This is a genomic window from Candidatus Leptofilum sp. (genome assembly GCF_965223285.1).
GTDB lineage: Bacteria > Chloroflexota > Anaerolineae > Promineifilales > Promineifilaceae > Leptofilum.
The window spans coordinates 1870952-1896203 of record NZ_OZ244997.1 but is presented as its reverse complement, the minus strand read 5'-3'; the positions used below and the strand labels follow the sequence as shown (position 1 = coordinate 1896203).

General features: G+C 52.5%; 24 protein-coding genes and 3 tRNA genes. 8 read left to right on the top strand and 19 right to left on the bottom strand.

Annotation, left to right across the window (positions count from 1 at the left end):
• Nucleotides 1-34: 34 nt before the first annotated feature.
• Together ACOQPU_RS08790 and sppA are read right to left on the bottom strand one after the other, a co-directional pair.
• Entirely contained in the window at nt 35-1222 is a 1188-nt protein-coding gene (locus ACOQPU_RS08790) for an NAD(P)/FAD-dependent oxidoreductase (RefSeq protein ID WP_420644751.1), read from the bottom strand.
• Nucleotides 1223-1257: 35 nt separating this feature from the next.
• Entirely contained in the window at nt 1258-3093 is a 1836-nt protein-coding gene (sppA, locus tag ACOQPU_RS08785; RefSeq protein ID WP_420644750.1) for a signal peptide peptidase SppA, read from the bottom strand.
• Between the two features lie 177 nt (nt 3094-3270).
• On the opposite strand from sppA, the gene ACOQPU_RS08780 reads away from it, so the two are divergent.
• From ACOQPU_RS08780 to ACOQPU_RS08765, 4 genes are all read left to right on the top strand, one after another.
• Nucleotides 3271-3357, top strand: a tRNA-Ser gene (locus ACOQPU_RS08780).
• Between the two features lie 54 nt (nt 3358-3411).
• Nucleotides 3412-3500 (top strand) — tRNA-Ser (locus tag ACOQPU_RS08775).
• Between the two features lie 30 nt (nt 3501-3530).
• Nucleotides 3531-3604 (top strand) — tRNA-Arg (locus tag ACOQPU_RS08770).
• 320 nt (nt 3605-3924) lie between these two features.
• The gene (locus tag ACOQPU_RS08765) at nt 3925-5037 is read left to right on the top strand and encodes a site-2 protease family protein (protein WP_420644749.1); all 1113 of its coding nucleotides are present in this window, start codon (nt 3925-3927) and stop codon (nt 5035-5037) included.
• Nucleotides 5038-5144: 107 nt separating this feature from the next.
• Here the strand turns inward: ACOQPU_RS08765 and ACOQPU_RS08760 are convergent, their stop codons facing one another.
• The 5 genes from ACOQPU_RS08760 to ACOQPU_RS08740 all read right to left on the bottom strand — a co-directional run bounded on the left by ACOQPU_RS08760 (nt 5145) and on the right by ACOQPU_RS08740 (nt 12781).
• Nucleotides 5145-6392 (bottom strand): VWA domain-containing protein, encoded by a 1248-nt coding sequence (locus ACOQPU_RS08760; protein ID WP_420644748.1) that lies wholly within the window; start codon nt 6390-6392, stop codon nt 5145-5147.
• Nucleotides 6393-6452: 60 nt separating this feature from the next.
• The gene (locus tag ACOQPU_RS08755; RefSeq protein ID WP_420644747.1) at nt 6453-8726 is read right to left on the bottom strand and encodes a DUF5682 family protein; all 2274 of its coding nucleotides are present in this window, start codon (nt 8724-8726) and stop codon (nt 6453-6455) included.
• A 75-nt stretch (nt 8727-8801) separates the two neighbouring features.
• Nucleotides 8802-9881: an ATP-binding protein gene (locus tag ACOQPU_RS08750; RefSeq protein ID WP_420644746.1), complete on the bottom strand. Its 1080-nt coding sequence runs from the start codon at nt 9879-9881 to the stop codon at nt 8802-8804.
• 54 nt (nt 9882-9935) lie between these two features.
• Nucleotides 9936-11489 (bottom strand): DUF5691 domain-containing protein, encoded by a 1554-nt coding sequence (locus ACOQPU_RS08745; protein WP_420644745.1) that lies wholly within the window; start codon nt 11487-11489, stop codon nt 9936-9938.
• A complete protein-coding gene (locus ACOQPU_RS08740; protein WP_420644744.1) occupies nt 11486-12781 on the bottom strand; it encodes a hypothetical protein in 1296 nt (431 codons plus the stop codon). The genes ACOQPU_RS08745 and ACOQPU_RS08740 overlap by 4 nt, the downstream gene beginning before the upstream one ends.
• A 220-nt stretch (nt 12782-13001) precedes the next feature.
• Here ACOQPU_RS08740 and thpR point away from each other — a divergent pair, with 220 nt between their 5' ends.
• A complete protein-coding gene (gene thpR / locus ACOQPU_RS08735; RefSeq protein ID WP_420644743.1) occupies nt 13002-13571 on the top strand; it encodes an RNA 2',3'-cyclic phosphodiesterase in 570 nt (189 codons plus the stop codon).
• On the opposite strand, the gene ACOQPU_RS08730 is transcribed toward thpR, so the two are convergent.
• Entirely contained in the window at nt 13561-14295 is a 735-nt protein-coding gene (locus ACOQPU_RS08730; protein WP_420644742.1) for an AAA family ATPase, read from the bottom strand. The two genes, thpR and ACOQPU_RS08730, sit on opposite strands and share 11 nt — an antisense overlap.
• A 121-nt stretch (nt 14296-14416) precedes the next feature.
• Between ACOQPU_RS08730 and ACOQPU_RS08725 the strand changes: the two genes are divergently transcribed.
• Together ACOQPU_RS08725 and ACOQPU_RS08720 are read left to right on the top strand one after the other, a co-directional pair.
• Entirely contained in the window at nt 14417-16180 is a 1764-nt protein-coding gene (locus ACOQPU_RS08725; protein WP_420644741.1) for an ABC transporter ATP-binding protein, read from the top strand.
• A 114-nt stretch (nt 16181-16294) separates the two neighbouring features.
• Nucleotides 16295-16522: a hypothetical protein gene (locus tag ACOQPU_RS08720; RefSeq protein ID WP_420644740.1), complete on the top strand. Its 228-nt coding sequence runs from the start codon at nt 16295-16297 to the stop codon at nt 16520-16522.
• Here the strand turns inward: ACOQPU_RS08720 and ACOQPU_RS08715 are convergent.
• From ACOQPU_RS08715 to ACOQPU_RS08665, 11 genes are all read right to left on the bottom strand, one after another.
• Nucleotides 16519-17055, bottom strand: coding sequence for an ATP-binding cassette domain-containing protein (locus ACOQPU_RS08715; RefSeq protein ID WP_420644739.1), 537 nt, complete (start codon nt 17053-17055; stop codon nt 16519-16521). The genes ACOQPU_RS08720 and ACOQPU_RS08715 overlap by 4 nt on opposite strands.
• Nucleotides 17036-17416 (bottom strand): type II toxin-antitoxin system VapC family toxin, encoded by a 381-nt coding sequence (locus ACOQPU_RS08710; RefSeq protein ID WP_420644738.1) that lies wholly within the window; start codon nt 17414-17416, stop codon nt 17036-17038. Before ACOQPU_RS08710 ends, ACOQPU_RS08715 begins: the two co-directional genes overlap by 20 nt.
• Nucleotides 17416-17649: a type II toxin-antitoxin system Phd/YefM family antitoxin gene (locus tag ACOQPU_RS08705; protein ID WP_420644737.1), complete on the bottom strand. Its 234-nt coding sequence runs from the start codon at nt 17647-17649 to the stop codon at nt 17416-17418. Before ACOQPU_RS08705 ends, ACOQPU_RS08710 begins: the two co-directional genes overlap by 1 nt.
• Before the next feature lie 115 nt (nt 17650-17764).
• Nucleotides 17765-19993, bottom strand: coding sequence for a RelA/SpoT family protein (locus ACOQPU_RS08700; protein WP_420644736.1), 2229 nt, complete (start codon nt 19991-19993; stop codon nt 17765-17767).
• Between the two features lie 286 nt (nt 19994-20279).
• Entirely contained in the window at nt 20280-20660 is a 381-nt protein-coding gene (locus tag ACOQPU_RS08695; protein WP_420644735.1) for a YtxH domain-containing protein, read from the bottom strand.
• Nucleotides 20661-20779: 119 nt separating this feature from the next.
• Nucleotides 20780-21244, bottom strand: coding sequence for a hypothetical protein (locus ACOQPU_RS08690; protein WP_420644734.1), 465 nt, complete (start codon nt 21242-21244; stop codon nt 20780-20782).
• A gap of 124 nt (nt 21245-21368) precedes the next feature.
• Complete coding sequence (locus tag ACOQPU_RS08685) at nt 21369-21644, bottom strand: hypothetical protein (protein ID WP_420644733.1); 276 nt, start codon at nt 21642-21644, stop codon at nt 21369-21371.
• Nucleotides 21641-22813 (bottom strand): tRNA 2-thiouridine(34) synthase MnmA, encoded by a 1173-nt coding sequence (gene mnmA, locus ACOQPU_RS08680; RefSeq protein WP_420644732.1) that lies wholly within the window; start codon nt 22811-22813, stop codon nt 21641-21643. Before mnmA ends, ACOQPU_RS08685 begins: the two co-directional genes overlap by 4 nt.
• Nucleotides 22810-23316 (bottom strand): YcxB family protein, encoded by a 507-nt coding sequence (locus tag ACOQPU_RS08675; protein ID WP_420644731.1) that lies wholly within the window; start codon nt 23314-23316, stop codon nt 22810-22812. Before ACOQPU_RS08675 ends, mnmA begins: the two co-directional genes overlap by 4 nt.
• A gap of 82 nt (nt 23317-23398) precedes the next feature.
• A complete protein-coding gene (locus ACOQPU_RS08670) occupies nt 23399-23788 on the bottom strand; it encodes an aspartyl protease family protein (RefSeq protein ID WP_420644730.1) in 390 nt (129 codons plus the stop codon).
• Complete coding sequence (locus ACOQPU_RS08665) at nt 23785-24177, bottom strand: DUF5678 domain-containing protein (protein WP_420644729.1); 393 nt, start codon at nt 24175-24177, stop codon at nt 23785-23787. Before ACOQPU_RS08665 ends, ACOQPU_RS08670 begins: the two co-directional genes overlap by 4 nt.
• A 154-nt stretch (nt 24178-24331) precedes the next feature.
• Here ACOQPU_RS08665 and ACOQPU_RS08660 point away from each other — a divergent pair, with 154 nt between their 5' ends.
• Nucleotides 24332-25246: a glutaminase gene (locus ACOQPU_RS08660; RefSeq protein WP_420644728.1), complete on the top strand. Its 915-nt coding sequence runs from the start codon at nt 24332-24334 to the stop codon at nt 25244-25246.
• The last annotated feature ends 6 nt before the right edge of the window (nt 25247-25252 follow it).

Below are 25252 nucleotides of genomic sequence, written 5' to 3'. Positions count from 1 at the left end.
GCAATTAACTGGTTAACAAGGTTAGCTCAATGTCTCAAATGAGTTTTTGCTGGTTTTCAAAGACGGGGGCGTTTTCCAGAATGCGGCGTGGGGAGAAGATGGATAAGTCTAGCGAGTGCGGCAGCCCCAAAATGCACTCTGCCAGATAGCGACCCACCGCATGGCACTGCTGGAACCCATGCCCAGAGAAGCCATTCACCAGATAAAATCCTTGCAGGTCAGGCCATTCGCCCAAAATGGCGTTGCCATCAAAGGTGTTGACGGCATAAATGCCCGCCCAGCCGTCAGTTACGCGCAAGGAATCGAAGGTGGGCAAAAAGTCAACCAGTTCCGGCCAGAGGCGTTCCTCGAACCGGCTGCGCTGCCAGCTAAAATCGGTGGTGGTGACGGGATCATCCGCAAAGGAACGGCCGCACATGAACAGTCCATGCCCTTCGTGAATGAGGTAGGTGCCAGAGGGGAGCAGCAAAAGGGGGAGAATGTTGTCGGGGCGTACGGCCGTTTCCATGATATAAACCTGGCGCATCACTGGCTCCATCGGTAGCTTCACGCCACACGTTTGGGCAATTTGGGTACCCCAACCGCCAGCACTGTTTACAACCACGCTCGCCTGCAAAATGTCTCCGTTGGCAAGCTGTACGCCGGTAACGCGTTTTGCTTGATGACGAACGGCCGTTACTTCCGCTTCAATTAAATGTGCCCCCAGGCTCACGGCCTTTTTCTTGTACGCTTCCAGCACCGCTTGGGGCAGCATGGTGCCATCGTCGCGACCAAAAGTAGCTCCCACAAATAGCCCGTCTTCAATATTTAGCAGCGGAAAAACCTCCTTGGCTTCATCAGGTGTAAGCCAAGAAACATTTCCTCCCAGACTTTGCTGCAAAGCCAGCCCTGCTTCAACCTCAGCGAGTCCAGATTCATCTGTGAGAAACAAATTGCCTTGCCGCCGAAATCCAACTTCTGGCTTCTCACCATCGACCGCCATATCCTCTGCAAAGTTGGCTAGCACTTCCAGCGCATACAGCGACATCTGGATATTTTCTTTAATGTTAAACTGCACTCGGCTATTGCCGTCTGACAAAACGGTGGAGGAATATTCGTAGCTCAAATCTTTCTCGATGAGGGCAATTTTGAGCTGCGGGTCTCGCTGCAAAAGGTTGGTAGCGATGGCACAACCCATCACGCCGGCACCCACAAAGGCGACATCATAAAGGGAGTTATTCACGGCAAAATCCTTTTTGGGCATGTTTCACAGCGAGCCTAGAACTTGATTGAATAGGGCATAAGGAAAAGCGGCTTGTTGTTGAATGCCTGCAAGCGATCGGGGGCTAACAAGTTGGTTATAGATTCCGCCATTTTAAACGGCCGTGGCGTGACATAGCGCGTGTTTTTGGCAAATAGATTGATTACCGGAATGTCATGGCTGGCGGGATCGGGCAGCTCGGCCAATTCTGCCAATTTTTGCACAGCGTCCGTAAAATCACCGTGGCTGTCTACCAGTTTGTGGTCTAACGCTTGCCGACCTGTCCAAACACGGCCGTTGCAAATTTCATCCAGCTCATCGTAGGGTAAATTACGCCCGGAAGAGACCACCTGCTTAAACTGCTGGTACGATTCCACAATCGAGTTGTGGAAAGCGGCGCGCTCGTCGTCGGTAAGTGGTGCCATCCCGCTGAAAAGATTGGCGCGGCTGCCCCGGTCTATTCCCACACGGTTGATGCCTACCTTGTTATAAAGCTCCTGCGCATGGAGCCGCAGGGCAAACACGCCAATAGAGCCAGTAACGGTGAGCGGCTGGCTCATAATATGGTTGGCATGGGCACTGACGTAATAACCGCCAGAAGCGGCCGTATTGCCCATGTAGACGAGAACGGGCTTTTTCTTTTGCAGTCGTTGAATCTCGCGGCCAATTAAATCAGAAGCGAGCGCAGAGCCACCGGGGGAATCCACGTGGAAAATCAGCCCGGCCATGTCGTCTAGCTGCTCGGCTTGTCGCAGCAAGTAGACCAAAGTTTGCTCCCCAGCCGTCGCGCCGCCTACCAGTGGAATGGGCAGGTCGATGGGTGGGTTTTGGCTGCGGCCCATCATGATTGACCCCTCCATGCTGACAACACCGATAAATTTGCGGCTCCGTTTGCGTACTTTCTCAGCGAGCAGGCGGCTGGCGTTTTCCCAATCCAGCAGGGTCGCTTTGGGGGTTTCTTCAGATTCGGCCGTTTCGTCTGTTTCTAGTTGGGTATCCTCCGCCTCGGCTTCTGCTTCCGCTTCATTTTGCATGGTTAGCAGCGTTTCTAGCTCATCCTGGTAGGCTACATCGTCTACCAGTCCTGCCGCTAGAGCCGCTTCGGCCGTCATGGGAACCTGGTTCATTAGCTCCTGAATTTGTGTTTGGGTAAGGGAACGGCCGTTGGCAAATGCGGCCGTAATTTGGTCATATAAATCATCTAGCAGCCACGTCATTTGCTCCTGCTGCTCTGGCGTAATCTCCTCTTTGATGAAGGTGTTGGGCGCAGATTTATAGGGGGAAATTTGCACTGCCTCCACGCCAATGCCTACTTTTTCCAGCGCAGGTTTCAAAAACATCGCTTCAGAATGGAGGCCATATGCCTCAAAGCTGGCCGACGGTGGGACGATGATACGATCGGCAGCAGTGGCTAAATAATAGTGGCGCAGGTCGAGATAAGGTGTGTAAACAACCACCGTCTTGCCTGCCTCCTTCAGCCGCTCCAGCGACCGGCGGATATTCTGGATGGTGGCCGAGCCGCTGCTAATGCCATTGCAGATAAGCAAAAGCCCGCGCACGTTATCCGCTTCGGCGATGCGCGTGAGCCGCCTGTTCAACTGTTCAATGCTGAGGGCTGGTTCTGGCAGCGGCAGCTGCCGCTGCCAGAAGCTGCGGGGTGGCTCGGCGCGTTCTGGCATAGTTCCGCCAATCTCAACGACAACATAATCAATTTCTGCTTGGCGCAGTTTACGGAACCCATTGCGCAGAGAAACGGCCGTTTGCCGCCAGCCGTTGGTTATCTCTTGCCAAACTTGCTTAAGCTCGTTACCCAGGACGGTGAGAAAATCATTATTGGCATCTATATCGCTCATTTGCTGCCTCACTTGAAATTTGCTGGGGCAAATGATAGCGGATAAATGGAGACGGTACAATCTGACACAGGCAGCTAGGTTAAGGTTTTGTTAAGGACGTGGCGGAAATTTATATTGACGGGCAAAAATCAGCGTGTTATACTCCGCGACCGGGTTGCAAAACCCCCTCCACAGCCTGGAGGGATGGCAGAGTGGACGATTGCGACGGTCTTGAAAACCGTAGTAGGCAACAGCCTACCGAGGGTTCGAATCCCTCTCCCTCCGCCTCAACTTTACCAATGGATTGTAAGCCTTACCTGGCAGCAACGCTAGCTTTTAGGGGAGGTGCCAGAGTGGACGATTGGGGCCGCCTGCTAAGCGGTTAACGGCGTAAAAGTCGTTCAAGGGTTCGAATCCCTTCCTCCCCGCCTTTAAAAGCTGAAAGCAATCATCAGTATGCGCCCTTAGCTCAGTGGATTAGAGCGTCTGGCTACGAACCAGAAGGTCGGGAGTTCGAGTCTCTCAGGGCGTACAGAAAGCCTCCACATCATTTGATGTGGAGGTTTTTGTTTTTAATACAAGGTTGTTGTGCCTCGCGTTCATCTGGCCTTAATCCTGTGCTAACAAAAATTAAACAGTTTTTAGCTATCATCAATAATGTCTTAGAATCTATCCGAAAAAGCTACAGAGGAAAAAAGAAATCTGAGAAATGAACCTTTACCTTTAAGTTCTCTGGAACTCTGTGGCCAATATTCGGACAGATATTTAGTAAACAACCTACCAGAGAAGATTCTCTGTTATATCGAGAGCGGAAACCCAACTTCTCTGGGAATTCTAAAAAGGATGTTAACGATGAACAGCTCGTTGAAACTGTTTTCTGTACGCGGTATTGATATTCGTGTTCACCTGACATTTCCGCTGATTCTGCTGTGGGCAGCGTTTCAGTTTGGCGTGCTGGGTGGCGGTGGTTTAGCGGGGGCGTTATTTGGTGTCACTGTCATCTCGCTGCTATTTGTACTGGTGACCCTGCATGAGCTGGGGCATAGCTTTGCTGCTTTACATTATGGCGTGCCGGTAGAGCGCATTGTCTTGTTGCCAATTGGTGGTGTGGCGCAGTTGAGCCACATGCCAGACAAACCGAAGCAGGAATTGGTCATTGCGCTGGCTGGCCCAGCGGTAAACGTTGCCTTGGCAATTGTGATGGGTGGTATTGCGCTATTATTTGGTCTGCCATTGTCTAATCCACTTACAAGTGGCGTTTCGCTGACGTTTGGCGCGATATTCTCTTATATCTTCTTCTACAATGTGGTTCTAGCCGTGTTTAACATGATTCCGGCTTTCCCGATGGATGGGGGACGTGTGTTGCGCTCTGCGATGGCGATGTGGTTGGATTACGGCCGTTCCACTCAAATTGCTGCTGGGATTGGCCGGACACTGGCCGTGCTTTTTGGCATCTATGGCTTGCTAAATGGCCAATTCTTTAGTGTGTTAATCGCCATCTTCATATATTCTGGAGCGACCCAAGAGGCACGGATGGTGCAGTTCCGCCAAAAACTGCGGGGCTATACCGTGCAGCAAGCATATAACAGCCAGGTACCAATTTTGCAGCCTGCCGATAGTTTGCGAGAGGTGGTGAACTGGACAGCAAGGGGCTTAACCGATTTTCCGGTCGCTCATTTTGGCAGTTATGTCGGCTTTTTGGGCAATGAACAGTTGATGTCTGCCTTGCAGCAAAATGGCCCGGACCAAACCGTTGCATCGGTTATGTCCAAAGATGTGGAGCCTGTCTCTTTGACAACCGATTTGTATGATGTGCAGCAGCGGTTGAGCAATGAAAAATTAAGCGCATTGCCTGTGGTGGAATACGGCCGTATTGTGGGTATTATCTCCAGTAGGCACATTCGCCATATGCTGCGCATGGCGACAATGCGCCCGGAACTGTTTCCCAGGGTGCAGTCAGCCTAGAGTAGTCATTAGACAGTCAGATATTGCTGTCAGATAGAAGTCCGCACTAATTTTCAGTGCGGACTTTTTATTTTGCTGGTTGATGGCATAGGGCTCCAATCCCAAGTTTAATTATCTGGGGCAGTGACAATGCCGTGCGTGGCGGCCCATTGGCGGATGTCACGGCCGTTTAGCACCGCGCCCATCAAATCGGGGAAAAGCTGTGGGGTGCAGGCAAAAGCAGGCACGCTCAGATTAACCAGCTCCTGCGCCATTTGCCTGTCGAAGCGGGGTGCGCCCTGATCATTCAGCGCTAGCAGAGCCACAATTTGCACACCATCGCTCACGAGCGTCGCCACGCGGCGAATCATATTTTCCTTGTTGCCCCCCTCGAACAAGTCTGTGAGCAGCACTAACACGGTGTCACGGGGGCGAGTAACGAGCTGCTGGCAGTAGCCCAGGGCGCGGTCAATGTTGGTACCTCCGCCCAGCTTCAGGCCAAAAAGTAACTCCACCGGATCGGCGAGCTGATCCGTTAAATCGACTATTTTGGTGTCAAACATCACCAGCTTGGTTGCCAAGGCCGGAATCGAGGCCATCACGGAGGCATAGATGCTGCCATACACGACCGAGGTGGCCATGGAGCCGCTGGTGTCCAGGGCAATGATTACGTCGCGCAGAGCAGATCGTTTACGGCCGTATCCCACCAATGTCTCTGGCACCACCGTTTTGTGATCCGCTTGATAATGCTTCAAATTGGCGTGAACCGTGCGCCCCCAATTAATCTCTTTGTGGCGCGGGCGGCGGGTGCGCGTGGCTCGGTTTAGGCTGCCAGAAATGGCTTGTTCTAATGGATAAGTCAGTTGTTCTAAAAGCTGTTCCACCACCTGGCGCACCACCTCTTTGGCAGTTTCCTTTGTTTTGCTTGGCATGACGCGACGCAAAGCTAACAGGTTCGCAACAAGTTGAACGTCTGGCTCAATCGCTTCCAAAAATTCTGGCTGGTTGAGCAGGCGACGCAGGTTGAGCTTGTTGAGCGCATCTTGCTGCATCACCTGCACCACCGAGGCGGGGAAGTAGGTGCGGATATCTCCCAGCCAGCGGGCAATATCTGGGTTGGAGTCGCTGAGGTCACCGCCCGTGCTGTCGCCGTACAATGCTTCTAATGCTTCATCCATCGCTTGGTCTTGCTCTGAGAGGCCACTTTGAGACTGCTGATCCTCTCCCTCATCATTCCCTTCGCCAGGCTGAGCTTCTTGGGCTTGCTCTTCTTGGGTTTGTCCCAGAATGAGCCGCCAGCGACGGCCGTTTTCATCGGCAGCGTCTGCGGCGGAGAAGAATTGTTGAATGGCGGGATGGTTTGTAATTTCTTCCATAGCTGAATTTGGAGATTAGAGACTGGAGATTAGAGATTTTTCTCTTTGATCTGCCAATCTCTAATCCCCAATCTCCTTGATGCCCAAAAGTTGTGCTACCAGCGGCAGAACTTTGTTGGCCTGTTCTTCATTAAATGTCGGGGCGTGAATGGGTTGTTTAGCGGTGGCGCCGCCGAAGCGTGCTCGGTCTAGCAACTGCTGGCGAGCCGCCTCGGAAAAAGTAGAAAACGTGCGGCGCAGCAGCGGCAAAATGGTTTGGAATCGTTCCGGATCAAGCTGTGTTACCCAGCCATCGAGCAGTTGCCACAAGGTTGGATCGTGCAATACCAGCAGACCGCTGCCCTTGAGAAAGCCTTCAATCCAGAACGCCATCTGGGCCAGTTGGTTCACATCGGTGGCTGTCCTCGATAACACCCGCTCCAGTCGTGTTGCCGCTTCTTCTGATTGGAAAACGGCCGTATCCAGCAACAGTCGCGTTGATTTTCCAGCGAGCAGACCATGAATGCCCGGCTGGTCAGCCAGTTGACGCAGCGTGTCTTCCCAGGCGGCCAGATGATCCTGGTTTTGCTGGGTGGCGATGACGGCGTGAACGGCCGTAACTCTATCAAGCATTTCAGCCGCTGCGTCATTGTCCAGGCTGGCGCAGGTGCTGGGTAAGCCAATGCAGATGCGCGTTACCAGCGTATCCACTACATGCCGCACCACTTCCGGATCGGTTTGGCGGACGTCGCCGTAGCGCAGCACGCGGGCCAGCGGCAGCAGCGCGTCCATCATGTGGGGCACATCGCTGGTAACGGCCGCTTGCTCCTCGATGCGTGTTAGCAGGTTCAACACCAGTTCTGGCAAATCTGCCAGCAACGCTTGGTCAAGAAGATTGGTGAGCGTGGGCAAATCCTGGGCTTGTTGGGCTTGATCGGTGGCAAAGTTGGTAACGGCCGTTTCCACCGTATTGCCCCAAACGCCCGCCTCAATCACCCGCACCACAAAGGCTGGTTGCCAAGCAAGCTGCCACACCTCCTGGTAGGTGCCAGATTGGGCGCGAATTGGCATCGTTTTGCCCCAGGGGACGTTGAGAAGATTGAGCCGATGCAGCAGTTGGCTGCGTTCGCGGTGGGTCTCATTCCGCAAATCCAGATTAAGCGTGGTGGGTTCTGGCTCTGGGCGCAGGCGCAGGCGGCGTTGCTGCTGATGCAAATCCCGCTGAAGCGGAATCATGGGCGAGTCAGGCGGCACAGCCCCCATCCGTTCGCCCACAATGAGTTGTTGTTGGATGAGCCGCATCGGTGCGGCATCGCCAAAGCAAAGCACCGTTTGGGTCGCTTCGTTTAGCTCCAGCAGGCCGGGAGCGGGCAAGCCGCGCAATGCCGCCAACGATTCTGCCAGCCGCACGGCTTCGATGATGTGGGCAGACGAGGCATCTAAATCTTGGTCGCGTAGCAGCTGGGCCACGTGGCTCAGCCAGGCAATGCTCATTTGGGTAGGCGAGGCTAGTTGCTGCCCCATTTGCCACAGATGATGGTACCAGCCAGGGGCGCGAATGCCTGCACCGTACCCTCTTGCCGCTGAGAGACGGCCGTATGTCCACGGCACCCATGCTGTTTCTACGGCCACACTGGGCAGATTGGTCAGCAGGGCATCATCAGCTGCTTCACTGTCCAAATTGTAGAGGGCAGGGGCGTGCCAAGCCCCGCACACCACGGCGATCCGCTCACACCCTTCGGCGCGTGCCTGGCGGATGGCGCGGCGCATGTGAGCTTCCCGCTGCTCGGCAAATTGCCGAGCGCGGGCATGGGAGACGGCCGTATCCTCATCCAACTCGGCCTCTGGATTTTCTTCGGCAGCATTGCGCATCGTTTGCATCAGCTCCAAAACCCCAACAAACAGGTCAGTATGATCTTGTCGTTGCTCAATGAGTGCATTCCACCACAGTTCATAATCAGCATGTCCTGTGGCAGAGGCAACTTGGTCGAAAACGGCCGTATCCGGCATCATCGGTCGGATTTCCGTGGCGAGCATGTATGTCTGCGGTAAATCAAAAAAGCGCGTCACAATGCCGTGCTGCACGCCGTAGCGCAACGCCTGAAATTCTGGCGAAAAGTCGGCAAAAGGGTAGGAGCCAGCTGCCTCTGGCTTGTCTGGTCGATAAACCAGCAGGGCGATGGGCGGTTCCATATCTTCATGCCCTAACCAATGAATAATTTCGTTGGCATCTGGCGGCCCTTCCACCAAAATTGCATCTGGCTTGAGTTCGTGTAGCGAACTTAATAAAGCACGTGCAGACCCAGGCCCATGATGGCGGATGGGGAAGAGGTGCAAAAATTCAGTAGGTTTCATAATAAATCTGGAGATTTGAGACTGGAGACTAAAGATTAATAAGTGGGACAATCTCTAGTCTCCAATCTCCAGTCTCTAAACTAATGCCCGACACGCCTGGTACAAATCTTCCCAATTCTCGCGTTCTCTGACGATGGTTTCCAGGTATTCGCGCCAGATGACGGTGTCGTGAATCGGGTCTTTGACGACGGCTCCAGTAAGGCTGGCAGCTAAATCTCCGGCGCGCAGGGTGCCATCGCCGAAATGGCCCGCCAACGCCAAACCGCTGTTAATAACGGAAATTGCTTCGGCTGTGCTAAGCGTGCTGCTGGGTGATTTGAGCTTTGCCCTGCCGCTCTCTGTCATGCCCTGCCGCAGTTCGCGGAAAATGGTGACCACGCGGCGAATTTCTGCCAGGGCGGGCGGTTCCGCAGGCAGCTCCAATGCTTTCCCCAGGCTGTGAACCCGCTGCTGCACGATCGTTATTTCTTCGTCGGCGGTGGCGGGCAGGGGGAGCACAACGGTGTTGAAGCGGCGTTTGAGGGCGCTAGAGAGGTCATTTACGCCCCGGTCACGGTCGTTGGCGGTGGCGATGACGTTAAATCCTTTGACCGCCTGCACTTCCTGATTGAGTTCGGGGATGGGTAGCAGCTTTTCGGACAAGATGGTGATGAGGGCATCCTGCACATCGGCAGGAATACGGGTGAGCTCTTCTACGCGGGCAAGCTGGCCATCCCGCATGGCGGTCATGATGGGGCTAGGGACGAGGGCTTCGGCGGTAGGGCCTTTGGCGATGAGGCTGGCGTAGTTCCAGCCGTACCGAATCGCCTCTTCGCTGGTGCCAGCCGTGCCTTGCACCAGCAGCGTGGAGTCGCCGGAAATGGCAGCGGCCAGATGCTCAGAGACCCAGGTTTTGCCCGTACCGGGGATGCCCATGAGCAGCAGTGCTCGATCTGTGGTGAGGGTGGCGATGGCGATTTCGATGAGACGGCCGTTGCCAATATATTTTGGGGTGATTTCAAAGCCATTATCCAGCGTGCCGCCTAGAATGTAAGTGGCGACTGCCCAGGGCGAGAGCCGCCAGTTGGCTGGTTTTGGGCGACGATCTGCCTGTTCTAATTCGTATAGCTCGGCAGCAAACTGCTGTTCGGCATGGGCGCGTAAAATTGTTTCCATGTTTCTTCTCCAATAAACTTCTAAACTTCCGGAAGGTTTGCTTAAAACTGTTTCTTATCGCCAAAAACCTTCCGGAGGTTGGTCTTGTGTCGAACCGAGTTTGTTGATTTCGGCTAACAGATCGCGGCGGAGTTGCAGGGTTTGGCAGAGGTGGTTGACTGTTTTTTGCCAAGTGCTGCTGAGGCCAGATATGTTGGTGAGTTTGGCAACGGCCGTATCCGCCAGCTCTGGGGCACATTTTTGTCCAAACCGCCGAAACAGATTGTTCACCGTGGGATCAGGTGCCTGTTTTTTTTCTTTTCGTAAATGCTCGGCAAATAGCTCCAGCCAAAATTCACCCATAGGTACTGACAAGGCTTGCTGCCAATGCTGCAAAAAGATGTGCAAGGGATGCGGCCGTTTCAGTTGGCGCGATTGTTTGGCTGCCTTTTGCATCAGGGCCAAACATTGGCTGGGAGTCAGGATTGGCACCAGCCGCCCGGTGAAGCTATTGAACTCATTTACCACAATGAGAGCCTCTGCCCAGGCACTGTTCTTTTGCCGGATGGCTGCGGTGCTGAAGGCGGACATGAGCGTGCGTGGCCAGGCACTCCGCTTGGCTGCTTTGACGATTTCTTGGGGCGTTTTTTGCCACTGCGCTTGCCAATGGGCTAGCGGCACCCGGTTGATGATCTGCGTCAGCAGGCGGCTGCGCAGCTTGACGCGATCTTCCTCTTTGATGTCGGGAACGCCATCGCGCAGCATGGCTGGCAGTATCTGTTTTGGTAGGCGAACCGTGATTTTAGACGGCCAGCCAGCCCAACTGAGAATCCCGTCAACATGCTGCTCCATACGCTGGCTCAGGCGAGCCTCTGGCAATTTTGCCAGTAAGTCAGCGGCAGCGCGACGCACCAGGTGATTGCGATCATCCAGAGCAGCTTCCAAAAATGGCTCATCGGCTTGGCTCAGATTGATGTCCAAAATTTTGATGATTTGGTGGCGCACCATGCCATTATGGCTTTTCCAGGTATGTTCCAGGATTTGCCGCCCTCTTTCTGGGTGTGTGGTGCGGATTTGCCGCAGCAGGGCTTGGCGTTTGGGGGGCACGGCCGTTTCCCATGCTTTTAGCAGCCCAATCCAATGATCAATTTCCGGTGAGGCGTATTGCCAAGACGGATTTTGCTGCGCCAGCCAGCGACCACGATTGCCGATGACTTGCAAAATAGACGGCCGTATTCGCCCCATCTTGTTCCCTTTTTCCAATAGATTGGGTAGCAAATGGTCAGGAAGGCGATGACCCGTTTGAGCCAGTGCATCCAGCATTTCTGGCAGCAGGCTTGTTTGTGGGCCAAGAAGCATCTGCTCAATTTGACGGGCAACGACTGGGGGGCAAACGGGCATATCGGGCGGGGAAGGTGCGGGTGCAGGTGGGGCTGCTTGGCGTGGCTGCCAGCCAGTTTGCCGGTGCAAGGCAGTCGTTCCGGCGGCAGCAAGCAACGTCGCAGCTTCTTCTTCCATTGGGAGCTGAGCCAGAAATTGTCCAAGGGGCTGTTCATCCGCCTGTGTGGGCATCTCTGCCCGTTTGGTTCCCAGCAGGGCTGTTTTTACAGTATCTTGCCAGGCTATCATTTTACACCTTGCCAAATGTGAATGTCGTGCCATTGGTTGTTTTGATTGATGGAAAGTGGCTGGAGGAAACGGCCGTTCCACACGCCAAACAGCCGCAACGAAGGTGTGCCACCAGCCAATGCCATGAGCTGCCAGCCATGGCTAAACTTTGGCGGCAGCGGCAGCCAGGTGCCTGCCTGATCCTCAATTTGCCAACCTGCCTCTGTCATTTTTGACTGTACCTGCGTAAGCAGCATGGGGAAATGGGTGAGCCACGGATTGACGGCCAGGGCGTGGGTGTACGTCTGCGTTGCGGCTTGAATGGTGGCAAAGCCGCTGGGCTTTGGGTGAGAGGTGGCTGATTCTTGCAGTTGACCGTGCCACACAGCGATTTGCGACCAGTTGCTGGGGGCAAATTTGAGCGAGCCGTGCCAAACTGTGCTGGTAGGCAGCCACACGCCAGCAGTTGGTTGGCCGCGTGTTTGCTCAATGAGTTGGGCAATGGTCTCAGTTTGCTGGCCCCACAGCCAGGTGATATGCCGCACATGGTTACCCATCTCTTCTTGCTGCCTGCCCAGCACAAGCCAATGGTCGGTGTGGGTTTTGGCTGCGGGTAAGTGGGTGGGCAACCAGCCAACGGCCGTTTGCAAATCGGCTTGCGTGGGTACGGGCAGCTGATCAAAGTTGCGAAACCCTTGCACAATCAGGTAAAGACGGCCGATTTCTTGCAGAAGTTCGTCCGGCCAATTCGTTTGCTTTTTGGGAATTTGGGAGATTTTTCGCACCGTTTGGGCCAGATTGATGGCTTGGGCATCAACCAATCGGTGAGCCATACTGTGCCAATACGTTTTGGGGCGCTCCGGCAGGCGGGCCAAACCGTGCCGAACCATGTCCAGCAGCCAAAGTTCTAGCGCGTGTAACCCAGCCATGAGCTGTGCCAGGTCGGGTGTGTATGGCTGGGTTGGTCTCTTGCCACGATACTTTTTGATTTTTTCGCGGCGTATCCAGGCCCCAACCGTTTTACTTTTGGTGTGGGATGTGAATTTGCCCGCTTGCTGCTGCCACAGTTGCAGCAGTCCGAGGCTGTGGCGGCAGGGGGTTTTGCGGCTCTTGCAGGTGCAAATTGTGGCAAAGGTGGGTAGGTAAACGGCCGTCTCCCCAGTTTTGCTACGGCCGTTCGGATGAATGCCCCAAATGATGTCATCCTCCCGATGCAGGGCGATCCACTTTTGGGGGGTTGCCAGGCCTCGCCCGGCGCGGAGGGTAAATTGGTCAGGTGCCAGACCCAATATTTGTTCTGTGGTCCAATCCATCTAAATCTAAATCCATCTGCTGGAGGATCAATTTTAATCCTCCACAATCATGCCAGACGCTGTTTCTTACGCAATGCTGTCTGTTTAGTTGCAGCCAAACGGCTGGCATGTTGTGCTACCTCAACCTTTGGGGCAGCATCTTGTCAGACACACAAGTTGGAAGGCGGTCACATTTTGCCTGTTTGAATCGGGGAATTAGCCTGGTTTTGGGTACAATGGGATGATGGGTGACAAGATTCGTTTGTTTGTGGCGATTGATTTGCCGGAAGAAGTGAAGGATCTGTTGGCGGCAACGGCCGTTCAGCTCGGTCATCATTTACCAAAGCGGGCGGTGCGCTGGGTGCACCGTGAGCAAATGCACCTGACACTGCGCTTTTTGGGGGATACGGCCGTTGCTCAGCTGCCTGGTTTGCAACAGGAACTGACCCAACTAGCTGCGCAGCACCAACCGTTTCGGCTGCGTCTGAGTGGCGTGGGGGCATTCCCTAACCAGAAACGGCCGCGTGTGGTGTGGGTGGGTTTAGCTGGCGACGTGGCGCCGCTGAAATTGTTGCAGTCTGAATTGGAAGATCGGATGGTTGGTTTAGGGTGGTCGCGGGAGAAACGGCTGTTCAATCCGCATCTTACTCTGGGGCGCGTAAAGGATGCGGGGCAGGCGCGTAGGCTCCATTGGGATGTGCAGGTGGCGGAGGTAAAGTTTGGGGTAACGGCCGTTCAGCTTGTGCAAAGTGAATTACGGCCGTCTGGGGCTGTGTACACCGTACGGCAAACGGTGGCTCTCAATCCATAGGGAGTCGCACGATTTGTGGGGTGTGGATTGCTTGACGGCCGTTGATGAAATTGAGATTTGGGAAATCCAGCGGTGCATTAATGAAATTATCCACGTCCTGCGTGGATTTTAGCAGTACAATGTGCTTGTCGTGGGCAATGCTTCTTAGCTGCTGCATTACAAACGGTTTGGCTCGGTTTGGGTAGTTGAGCACGTGGCGCACAAATTGGAAAAGCTGCGGGTCTAACAAAGGCTCACGACAGCCCTCAGCGATGTCTGGGCGGGGACGTTTGCGATACTGAATACGTCGCTTGATGGCGCGTAACGCACAAATCCAGGGGGGTAAATCCAAAAAAACCACAGAATCGGCCGCTTGCAGCCGAATGTTCAACGTTTCTCGATAATTCCCATCCATAATCCAGGTGTCGCGACGGATCAACTTTTGCACTGTTGCTTGCCATTCGTCCATAGGCGTGCCCACCCAGCCAGCGTGCCAATAATGGCGATCCAAATGAATAACGGGCAATTCCAACGTTGCCCCAAGCTGACGCGCCAGCGTTGATTTGCCAGAGCCACTTGAACCAATAACGAGGACGCGCTTCATGTTGATAATGCCCTCCAACGGGCGAACAAACTTAGCGGGATGCTCAAACGTTTGCTGTGTGCGATAATGGTTTTTGACGAATTCGGGAGCCAAAGGCTTTGCCCAAAGAAATGCATTGCTTAAACTATTTTGAATGCTCATAGAACTACCAGTGAATGAACAAATCTGTTGTCGTCGTCGCTGGGATGCAAGGCTGCGTTTTTATGACGATATAAAGATTTAATAAAGATACGATGTCATCCTAAAACAAAGAGAAAAAAATGTGAGTGAATTTGACGTTAATAGATCACAGCAGACTGACCAAAGTACCACTGGTCGCTGGGTCTTATCCCATCTTTCACACCATAAGCTGCTGCTGGCCAGCATGTTTACCGGTGCATTTGGCAATGCGGCTTTGGCTGCGGCCGTTCCGGTACTCATTGGTACGGCATTTGACGCAGCGTTAGAAACACCCGCCGATTTGCGCACGATTGGCTGGATGGCCCTTGGGGTGATTGGGAGTCAATCCGTGCGGGCGGTGTTACAGCTTGGGCGCAACTTTTCGAGTGCCGTGATGGGTGAACGATTGGAGCGGGATATGCGCGAGGAGCTGTATATCAGCTTGTTGGGCAAGAGTACCGCTTTTCACGATTCTCAGCCGGTTGGTGACACGATGGCGCGGGCCACCAATGACGTTCATGAAGTGAATTTGCTGATGAACCCTGGCATCAATTTGGTCGCTGGCTCGGCAAACTTTATGATCATGCCGCTGTTGGTAGCTCCCAGCTACCATCCTCAGTTGGCAGCCGCCCCATTATTTTTTATTGTGACCTATGTTTTGGCGGTGATGCGTTATTTGCGGGTGCTGCAAGGCGTGGCTGACCGGGTGCGGCGGGCGTTTGGGACGTTGAACGGCCGTCTCGCAGAAGCAATTGATGGCATCGAGCTGGTAAAAGGCGCGGCGCAGGAAACGCAAGAAATTGGTCTGTTCAATCAAAATGCCACGCGCTACCGGGATGCCGCCGTGGATCAGGGCAAAATTGAGGCTCGCTTTTTGCCCCTGCTACTGCTCGGCGTTACCCAAGGCATTGGCTTTGCCCATGCCCTTTACCTGTTTAACCTGGAGCAAATTGCTGTAGGGGATGTCGTTGGTTACATGGGGCTGCTGGCTCTGTTTGGTTTCCCGACATTTATTTCGCTGCTGGCGTATTCGCGGGTGTCGCTGGGGCTGGCAGGTGCGCGGCGCATTTTGGAGCTGATGAACGCAGAAACGCTGCTGGATGAAAACGCGGCTGGTCATCAAGCCGAGATTGTGGGCGAGGTGGCGTTTGACAACGTGACGTTCAGCTACGTGGCCGGGTCGCCCGTGCTGCAAGCGATTGATTTTGGCATTACGCCGGGCGAGACGGTGGCCATTGTGGGCCAGACGGGTGCTGGCAAGAGTACGCTGGCCAAGCTAATTAACCGAACTTATGATGTAGGAAACGGCCGTCTCCTCGTAGACGGTATTGACGTGCGCGATTGGAACCTGGCGGCATTACGGCAACAAATCTCTATTATTGAGCAAGATATCTTCTTGTTTTCACGCACGGTTGGCGAAAACATTGCCTTTGGCTGCCCCGGTGCCACGCAAGAAATGATAGTCGAAGCGGCCAAAGCGGCACAGGCGCATGAGTTCATCCTCAATTTTAAGGATGGGTATGAGACGGTGATTGGTGAACGAGGCGTCACCCTTTCTGGGGGGCAGCGACAGCGGCTGGCGTTGGCACGGGCGTTCCTCACACGGCCACGCATCCTCATTTTGGATGATTCGACGAGCGCGGTAGACAGTGCCACCGAGGACCAAATTCAGCAGGCGATTGTGCGGGCAGCAGCTAACCAAACCACGATTTTAATCACGCATCGCTTGTCGCAAATTCGCTGGGCAGACAAGGTGGTGGTGATGCGCAAAGGGCGCATGGAGGCGGTGGGCAGCCACGACGAGCTCATGGCTAGCTCTTTGGCATACCGCCGCATTTTTGAGCAGTATGAGGCGATTGAAGAATAAGAATCCAGATTTCGCAGATTGGCGCAGATTGCGGTTACAGATTTTTCTTGCTCTCTGTGAACTTATGTGTTGCCTCTGTGCAGCTTTGTGTTCCGCGTTTTTTGAGGAAGATAAATGAAACCATTAGTTTATTATTGCCGCTGGCATGATGCCAGTCTAAGATTGCGGGGGCGGGATGAAACGGCCGTTTGGGGGCATCTTGTCTATAAGGCCAACACAGATGAAGCGTGGATGCAGGAATTCCGTTACGTGTTAAAAACCCGGCAGATTATACTCAAAACTGAGGAAGGTGAAGAAACCTTTCAGTTAGACGAAATGGGCACCGTGCAATCAAAGAGCTAATGTGATAACTGCTTCAGCCAATGCTTGGTCTCGCGGGGAGAGTGATGATGAATCCAGGTGAGATGAGGATAGGCATCATTCTGGATGAGCTTAGAATACCGCTCACGCCGCTTCTGGTAGGTACGGTGGATATAGACAAACAGCGATTCTTTTGACAAAAATTGCTCACGGAACGATTCACGATTGTCATTCCACAGCAATTCTTTGCCAAAAACGCGCTGGATAGTGCGTCGAAGCAGACGCCAATAATTGACCCAGATAGGATAGTCTAGCCAAATAATTGTGTCGGCACGGGGCCAGAAAATGTGGCTGGTCTTTGTATAATTGCCATCCAACACCCAAAACGGCCGTTGCGTGGCTTCATCTACCTTTTCTAGAAAATCGGGTGCTTCCGCCCAGTTTGGCCCCCAATGCAGGCTATCCAGTTCAATATGCGGGTAATTGAGGTGGGTTGCAAGCTGCTTCGCTAATGTCGATTTGCCCGACCCGCTTGTGCCCACAATCACGATACGCTTACCAAACTGCAGTTTCATAAAAATCTCTTATTGTCATATCTGATGTGATTAGCGGACAATTTAGCAACCGGGCGGTGGCTACGATTGTCCTATCCGCTGGGTCTTGATGATGCCAATCTAGAGATACATTTTCCAGCCATGTCTCAACATCAACGGAATAGAAGCGTATCTTTTCAGCACGCTGGAGAATTTTGACCATTTCAGTAGCTGAAAGTGGGATATTGAGTTTGCCTTTTTTAACTTTTAGTCCGATTTCCCAGATAGAGATTGCACTAATTATGATCTCATTGGCTTGGTCAATCGTATCGACAGCAATTTTGGATAATTTCTCGGGTTCAAATAGGTGAAAGAGTAGGGTGGACGTGTCAAATACAACCATTAAATATCTTCCCATTCATCAATGGTTGGCGTATTTAAGTCTTCCGTATAACTCATTTTGCCACGATATGGGGCAAACAGTTCGTCAATGCTCTTTTTGTTCTTAATTGGTACGATTTTTAGAACTGGGACGCCATGATCGGTTACAGTTAGTTCTTCATTACTTGCCTCTATCTCCCGAAAGATTCGGAGCATGTTGGCTTTTAGCTTGCTTTTAGAAATTGTTCGCTCCATCTTGCCTCCAATAAAATGACTATGGTTGTGACTACGGTCATATTTTATCATGCTAGGAAATTTGATGTCAATTGTAAAAACATCTGGACCTTCGCAACTTATACCGATTGCTGTTTTACCAGCGTTGGCGGTGCGCCTCGATGACATTGGGCAGCGATTCCAGCTTTTGTAGCAGCCAATTAAGTTGTTCTAAACTCTTCACTTCCACAACAAGCGAAATGGTCATGATGTTGCCCACGGAAGTTGTCTTGGTTTTGGGCGTGTTAATTCGCTGACCGCGCAGGATGGCCACAATTTCTTCGATGATATTGGGGCGACGGTACGCTTTTAGCACTATGGGAATAGGATAAACGGCCGAATCATTCCCCCAGGCCACATCAATCAACCGCTCTGGCTCTGATGTATTTTTTACCTGCTTGCAGTCGGCACGGTGAATTGTAACGCCCTGGCCGCGTGTGATGAAGCCGACAATCGCCTCTGGGGGGATGGGCTGGCAACACTTGGCCATGCGGGTGTGTAGTCCAGCTACCCCGGTGATGGTGAGCCCCTGCTTTTTGGCGGGTGTTTGCAGCAGCAACGGCCGTAATTCATCATCCGGGTGCAGGCTCTTTTCCATCAAGGCAATAGCCCCGCTAATTTGGCGGCTTTGAATATCGCCAAAGCCCACTTTGGCCAGGAACTGCTCCTCGTCCTCAAACTTCAGCGATTGGGCGATGTCTGACACCGTGTACGTTTCCGTTAGCCCCAGGCGACGCAACTCCCGCTCAACCACCTCGCGCCCTTGCAAAATATTTTGCTCGCGTTCCTGGTTGCGGAACCATTGGCGAATTTTGCTGCGCGTGCGTGCACTGCCTGTGTATCCCAGGCTGCTGTTCATCCAGTCACGGCTTGGCCCGCCTCGGTTGGTAGTCAGGATAGAAACGCGCTCGCCTGATTTAAGGATGTAATCCAGGCTGACCATCTTGCCGTTAACACGCGCCCCCCGGCAGCGATGACCGACCTCGGTGTGAATGGCGTAGGCAAAGTCGATGGGCGTAGAGCCAGAAGGTAAATCGATCACGTCTCCGTTGGGGGTAAAGACGTAGATGCGCTCGGCCAGGATTTCATTTTCTATCAGCGCATCATCATCTTCTTCATGATTGTCGTCTTGCAAGCTGGCCAGCAGTTCGCGCATGGTTTCGATTCGTTTTTTTACAGAGCTGGCAACCTTGCCACCATCTTCTTTGTACTCCCAATGAGCGGCAACCCCTTTTTCTGCCTCGTCGTGCATCCGGCGGGTGCGGATTTGCACTTCAAGGTTTTCGCCTGTGTTGGTGTCGATAACGGCCGTATGCAAAGATTGATACCCGTTGGCTTTGGGAGCAGCAATGTAATCGTCAAATTCACGGGGGATGGGCTGCCATAGGCTGTGGACCAACCCAAGTGCCTGGTAGCATAAATAGCGATCTTCCTCTTCTTTTTCTTTCAGTGTTTTTTTGTTGTAGGCGACTTCATCTGTCGGTTCCAAAATGACGCGCAAGGCCTGGATGTCAAAAATATGGTCAAAATCGAGCCGCTTACGCTCCATTTTGCGGTAAATGGAGTAAATATGTTTGGAACGGCCGCTGACGAAACCTTTTATGCCATGATCATGGATGATACGCTCTAACTTACTGACCGCTTCTTCAATATTTTCCGTCCGTTCAGCACGACGGGCGGCTAGCTGGCTAGCAATTTCTTTATATTTTTCTGGTTCCAGATAGCGAAAAGCCAAATCTTCCAATTCCCACTTGAGCTGCCAGATGCCTAAACGATTGGCCAATGGTGCGTAAATGTTCATAGCTTCGTTGGCGATAATGCGACGCTGCTCTGAAGGCAAATTGCTGGCTTTGCGCAAATCATGCAGGCAGTCGGCCAGGCGAATGAGAATGACCCGAATATCCCCTTCGATAATGGCCAACACGGCGCGGCGAACGCCTTCCAGCGTTTTGCGGTCGGCTTCGGGATCGTGGTGGCGCAGGTATTGGGCTTCGTTCGCGTAGGCGTAAAGCTGTTCTAGCCCTTTGATAAGCGAAGTTGGTTCTTCTCCAAAATATTTTTGGATGCTTGCTACTGTTTGGCCCGTGTGGGGCAGCAGGCTGTCGTGGAGCATGCTGGCGATGAGGGTGGGTGGGTCTACGCTAAGCTGGCACATGATGTGAGTAACGGCCAGATCGTGGTCAATATACAGTTCGCCAGATTCTCGCTGACGGCCGTTGTGGATATGCTTGGCAAAGTCGTAGGCGCGTTTCACTTCCTGGGCAATACGGCCGTTTGGCAGTTGTTTTAACAGTTGATCAATAGTGATGATTGAAATTCGGGTCATGGTGGGTTGTTTGCAAAAGCCAAACGGAATTTGGATAAGAACTGACGTGCAGTTGGCTTTTGCTTAAGCAAACCACAGAGAGATTACTTTTTGGCTTTCAAATTTCCGTGTGGTTTGCATACATACAAAAAGGCGACTCCGGTTGGGAGACGCCTGTCTGCAAATGGATGGCGGTGTTGCGGCACTGCCAGAGCCAAACGTTATGCGGTTACAGACTCAGTTGTTCGTGAATGTAAAGGAAATAAGGGTGGCTACGATGTAGCGTTCTGTGAACGGAAACGGCCGTTTACGCGTTGCTCTCGCTGCCGTTGGCTTCTGTGTTGTCACCACGGTTGGTTATCTGCGAAGCCTGTTCTTTTCCTTTGTCCAATACAATCCGCGCCTGGTCCTGCACACGTCCCCCAACATCTTTTACTTGTTGGCGAGTGCTGCTAAGGGCGGAGCCTGCGCGGTCGAGATATTCTTGGCCATAGTTGCCAGCAGAGCTGCGTACTTGTTGTACACGGGCACTGCCAGATTGCAGTAGTTCATTGCTGCGGTTGGCGATTTGGCTGCGGGTTTCTTGGCCAGATTGCGGGGCCAATATAATAGCTGTAGCGGCTCCGACGAGTCCACCAATGACAAATCCAGCCAAAAATGCCCCGAGGTCATTTGAATTATCACTCATAAAATCTCTCCTAATTAAGAATCTAGCCGATATAGCCGCAGAGGAAAAAGAGAAATCTAAGAAATGAACCCTCGCCTCTAAGTTCTCTGTGAACTCTGTGGCCAATAGTCAGACAGGTACTAGTGTGGTGCGTTGTCAATATTGTCGCGTGGATTGCCAAATAAGGTTTTAATGGCTCGGCGAAGGCCAGCTACCTGCACACGCGCTTCGGTGACTGGCTTGACAACGTTTTTGCTAACAAATGTGGTTGTGCCGCGAATGGTTCCGACAGTTTCGTTGGTTTTCTCTAAAATTGGTTTGATTTCAAATTCCAGCATGTTCACCAGCCGGATAATCATCATTAGCATAAAGAGCAGCACAATGCCAAACAGGCAGGATTCCAGGGCCAGGGCGATGAGCAGCACGTCGCGGACGGCCTCAATGGCGGCTGCCTGGGTTCTGGCCAGCCAAATAATGCCCCACACGGCACCACCGAGCAGAGCAATTGCCAAGATGACGGCCAAGACGATGTAGACAGGTTTTACGGAAATCAGTTTTTGTTGTTCTGGCACTGTGCCAGATGTATTTGCCAGATTGCTATCCACGGGTGGATGGTTGCTCCTGAATTAAGGTTTGTTGGAAGTACAGCGGCAAGTATAGCATTAAAGCAGGGCGGCTTCAAAGCAAACGTGAGCGGATTAAGGCAATCTCATCGTTGGCTGCGGGAACCTATTGGCGAACGGCCGTATCCCCAGCCAGCCACCAACTTAAAATGAGTGCCACCCAGGCACCCACGCTAGCACTGAATAGCTGCAATGCACCCAAACGCAGCCAGGTCAGGTTGAGCAGATCGCCTACCACGTGGCCGAGAGCAAAGCCAATCCAGGCGGAAATCAGGTAGAGGATGATGCGCCGGGCAGGGCCACCCAGTAGCAGGTGGAAGCCTGCACCGTAGGCTGTGGCCAGCAAAAATCCGAGGATGAGTCCAGAGGCGGCTGTGGTCATGAAAGCACCTGAATTTTGTTTAACTCGAGTGAAGGGGTGGTGTGGGTGGGAACGGCCGTTTCCCCATTTAGCTCATTCACTCCGTCAGCAATAATCCCGCCGCCCAGGCAAACGTCGCCATCGTAAAAAACAGCCCCTTGCCCCGCCGTGACGCCAAAAACAGGCTCGTGGAAGGTTACTTGGGAACGGCCGTCGCCCAAATTCACCACCTCACCCTGAATGCCTTTGGCTTTGTACCGAATTTTGATTTGTGCGGGGATGGGTTGTTGTGGCGGACGGCCACTGAGCCAATTCACGTCGCGGGCAATCAACGTTTGCTGCCCCAGCTCTGATTTTGGTCCGACGATGAGGGCATTTTGCGCCACATCTTTACGCAGGACAAACAGCGGTACGCTGGCCGAGATGCCCAGTCCTTTACGCTGCCCAATCGTGTAAAACGGCAGCCCGTTGTGCTGCCCTAGCTCCTCGCCGCTGCTGGTGAGGATGGGGCCGGGTGCGCTTACTTTTTGGCTGTACTCCTGCAAAAAGCGGTGGTAGTTGCCATCGCCCAAAAAGCATAAATCCTGGCTCTCGCTCTTGCTGGCGACGGGGAGGCCAAACTTTTGTGCCAGCTCGCGCACTTCTGTTTTGGTGTAGCCACCAATGGGGAAGAGCACTTTGCCCAGCTTTTCTTGATCTAACACGTGCAGGACGTAGGATTGGTCTTTGTTGGGGTCGAGTCCTTTGCGCAGTTGGTAGCCGCTGGGCGTGTGGCGCACCTGGGCGTAATGTCCGGTGGCTAAGTAGTCGGCATCCAAGGCCAGGGCGCGTTCCAGCAGGTAGGTGAAGCGGATTTGGCGGTTGCATTCGATGCAGGGGTTGGGGGTACGGCCGTCGTCATGCTCATCAATAAAAAATTGCACAATCGTCTGCCGAAAATGATCTTGCACATCCACCACGTAAAACGGGATGCCCAGCAAACCAGCCACGCGCCGCGCATCGGCCATTTGGTCTGGGGTGCAGCAGCGGTTTGCAGGTGCACCCGAGCCGATGCCCGGTTCGCTCCACAGACGCATCATCATTCCTACCACGTCGTAGCCTTGCTCCACCAGCAGGGCAGCCGCAACAGAGCTGTCCACTCCACCACTCATGGCCACAACCACGCGCTTTTTTGAATTATTGAGGATCATAAAGTATCTTTTTTCTTTGCGTTAATCTGGATTTTTACCAAATCGACGAATTTTCTCCAATCTTCTTCACCTTCAAAAATATGTTTTGGAAAAATATGAAATGAATATGGCGAATCATAGAGCAATAATACCTTTGAAAACTTTTTGAATTTTACGTATCTCTTCCAGTTAATCGTTTGGTTCAAACTTGCTTGAGTAATTTGTATTTCTTCGGAGGTTATCAAACCATTTAGTGATTCAAATACATGTTGTCTTTTAAAAACATGAAGTGTGAATACCGTAAGTAGGCTTAAGATCACAGTCCAAATAGCAAGACTCGAAGAAAAAATCAAAAAGCCAACGCAGATTGGACACTGGGATGGATCATATATTGCAAAGTACCAAGAAAAAGCAATGGAAATGAGTAATATTCCTACCAAAGAAATCAAAAAATTTCTTAACACGACTCGAAGCCAATCTGAATACTTTACTTGTCCTTGAATCTTGATTTCTATATCTTTCATTATGATGGGCTAATTGAGTTACCAAATCAAACAGTAACTGGCTGGCGAAATTTCATTAGCATGGACAAGACTCCATTGATCTTTATTGATCTGCAATAGTTAATTCCGCCGCTAAACCATTGAGCGTGACAATGAGTTGGTTCAAAACGTCTCGGCCAATCAGGCCTTCGTTTTCTGATTTAATAGCAATAGCATCAATCCCCTTGATGACGATGTCGCCGATTTGGAGGCGCACCCGATAGCGATCTCGTCGTTCAACTGTACCTGTGACGCCGCTCATGCGGACAGAATCTACATAGCTGGCCTCGATTTGGGTGAGAACGGCCGTTGGTAACATCGTCCCATCTGCCCCAGAATCCACCATCGCCTGAATCGTGGCGGGTTGTACATCGTCAGAATAGCCATGCACCGTCAGTGTCACAACAGGGGCTGGCGGCAAGTAACTGCGATCATACTCAAACTGAACGTTCATGATTGCTGAAAGCGGGGCGACCGGAAGTGTAGAACCGGATCAGGATTTCCCAAAACTTGCCTTTGCAAAACAATTTCATTAGGGAAATTCTGCTTTACGCGAAAGAACAAAGCGTCTTTGTCGGGATCGTGGTCAACAAGTTGGCCGTTGTGAATGGCTACAAATTGACCCGCATACTGGCTTACCAGTTGAGCATGCATATTTTTGTACGCCTCAACTTCGCGCAACATTTTTTCCTGCGCGGGGGTCTCGCCGGACGCATCTGATACAAAAGCATTTGCAACAACGCCGTTTAATAGGTCAGAAACGTTAGTGCGGCTCTGCTTGGCCTGCTCCAAAATTCGCTGATAAACCTTGCTGGAAACGGTAATTGTGATTTGCTCAGACATGCACTAATTATACCAGACAATCAGAAAATTGTTCGCCTACATGGTAAAAGTGGCTGTTGCTGTGGGCTCATACTTCCAGGCGAAATAAGGCTGGTCAAAGTGAGCGACGCGGGTTTGTTTGCCCAATTAAGATGTAGATTATAATTGAGGTGATATGAATTACCCACAAATATTAGACGACATTTTTCAGCACGTTCAGCCGCTTTTGGGGCAGGGGAAGGTGGCAGATTACATCCCTGAACTGGCGCATATTCCCCTACACAAATTTGGGATGGCGGTGCAGATGGTAGACGGCCGTTCCTTCCACATTGGTGACGCAGACGAACCATTTTCCATCCAGAGCATGTCCAAACTATTTACGCTCACGCTGGCGATGCAGCTAGCGGGGGACGCAATCTGGCAGCGAATTGGGCGCGAGCCATCTGGAACACCGTTCAACTCATTGGTGCAGTTGGAATATGAGAATGGCATTCCGCGCAATCCGTTCATCAATGTGGGTGCGCTGGTGGTAACAGACATCATCCTCACCCATTTGAACGATGCGCGGCAAACGGTTCTAGACTTCGTGCAGATGCTAGCAGCCAATCCCGCTATTCATTTTGATGAGGCAGTTGCCCGTTCCGAAGCTGAAACAGGCTTTCGCAATGTTGCCCTGGCTAATTTCATCAAGAGCTTTGGCAACATGCACAACGATCCTGCCATTGTGCTTGATGCGTATTTTCACCACTGCTCGCTGGCAATGAGCTGCCTGGATGCAGCAAGGGCTGGGCTGTTTTTGGCCAACGAAGGGCGGCTGCTCAAATCAAACGAGCAGCTCATCACGCACCGACAGGCGAAATATATCAAATCACTGATGCTAACCTGTGGTTTGTACGATGCCGTGGGTGATTTTGCCTACCGGGTGGGATTGCCGGGGAAAAGTGGTGTCGGAGGCGGCATTTTGGCCGTGATGCCGGGTCACTTCTCCGTTTGCGTCTGGTCACCGGGCTTAAATGAAAGCGGTAATTCTCTGGCGGGAACGGCCGCTTTAGAACTATTCACCACGCTAACAGGCATCTCAATTTTTTGATGGCAA

Excerpts from the sequence above, each read along its gene's own strand:
- sppA (WP_420644750.1), bottom strand. The coding sequence starts at position 3,093 with ATGAGCGATATAGATGCCAATAATGATTTTCTCACCGTCCTGGGTAAC.
- ACOQPU_RS08765 (WP_420644749.1), top strand. The coding sequence starts at position 3,925 with ATGAACAGCTCGTTGAAACTGTTTTCTGTACGCGGTATTGATATTCGT.
- ACOQPU_RS08760 (WP_420644748.1), bottom strand. The coding sequence starts at position 6,392 with ATGGAAGAAATTACAAACCATCCCGCCATTCAACAATTCTTCTCCGCC.
- ACOQPU_RS08755 (WP_420644747.1), bottom strand. The coding sequence starts at position 8,726 with ATGAAACCTACTGAATTTTTGCACCTCTTCCCCATCCGCCATCATGGG.
- ACOQPU_RS08750 (WP_420644746.1), bottom strand. The coding sequence starts at position 9,881 with ATGGAAACAATTTTACGCGCCCATGCCGAACAGCAGTTTGCTGCCGAG.
- ACOQPU_RS08745 (WP_420644745.1), bottom strand. The coding sequence starts at position 11,489 with ATGATAGCCTGGCAAGATACTGTAAAAACAGCCCTGCTGGGAACCAAA.
- ACOQPU_RS08740 (WP_420644744.1), bottom strand. The coding sequence starts at position 12,781 with ATGGATTGGACCACAGAACAAATATTGGGTCTGGCACCTGACCAATTT.
- thpR (WP_420644743.1), top strand. The coding sequence starts at position 13,002 with ATGATGGGTGACAAGATTCGTTTGTTTGTGGCGATTGATTTGCCGGAA.
- ACOQPU_RS08730 (WP_420644742.1), bottom strand. The coding sequence starts at position 14,295 with ATGAGCATTCAAAATAGTTTAAGCAATGCATTTCTTTGGGCAAAGCCT.
- ACOQPU_RS08720 (WP_420644740.1), top strand. The coding sequence starts at position 16,295 with ATGAAACCATTAGTTTATTATTGCCGCTGGCATGATGCCAGTCTAAGA.
- ACOQPU_RS08715 (WP_420644739.1), bottom strand. The coding sequence starts at position 17,055 with ATGAAACTGCAGTTTGGTAAGCGTATCGTGATTGTGGGCACAAGCGGG.
- ACOQPU_RS08710 (WP_420644738.1), bottom strand. The coding sequence starts at position 17,416 with ATGGTTGTATTTGACACGTCCACCCTACTCTTTCACCTATTTGAACCC.
- ACOQPU_RS08705 (WP_420644737.1), bottom strand. The coding sequence starts at position 17,649 with ATGGAGCGAACAATTTCTAAAAGCAAGCTAAAAGCCAACATGCTCCGA.
- ACOQPU_RS08700 (WP_420644736.1), bottom strand. The coding sequence starts at position 19,993 with ATGACCCGAATTTCAATCATCACTATTGATCAACTGTTAAAACAACTG.
- ACOQPU_RS08695 (WP_420644735.1), bottom strand. The coding sequence starts at position 20,660 with ATGAGTGATAATTCAAATGACCTCGGGGCATTTTTGGCTGGATTTGTC.
- ACOQPU_RS08685 (WP_420644733.1), bottom strand. The coding sequence starts at position 21,644 with ATGACCACAGCCGCCTCTGGACTCATCCTCGGATTTTTGCTGGCCACA.
- mnmA (WP_420644732.1), bottom strand. The coding sequence starts at position 22,813 with ATGATCCTCAATAATTCAAAAAAGCGCGTGGTTGTGGCCATGAGTGGT.
- ACOQPU_RS08675 (WP_420644731.1), bottom strand. The coding sequence starts at position 23,316 with ATGAAAGATATAGAAATCAAGATTCAAGGACAAGTAAAGTATTCAGAT.
- ACOQPU_RS08670 (WP_420644730.1), bottom strand. The coding sequence starts at position 23,788 with ATGAACGTTCAGTTTGAGTATGATCGCAGTTACTTGCCGCCAGCCCCT.
- ACOQPU_RS08665 (WP_420644729.1), bottom strand. The coding sequence starts at position 24,177 with ATGTCTGAGCAAATCACAATTACCGTTTCCAGCAAGGTTTATCAGCGA.
- ACOQPU_RS08660 (WP_420644728.1), top strand. The coding sequence starts at position 24,332 with ATGAATTACCCACAAATATTAGACGACATTTTTCAGCACGTTCAGCCG.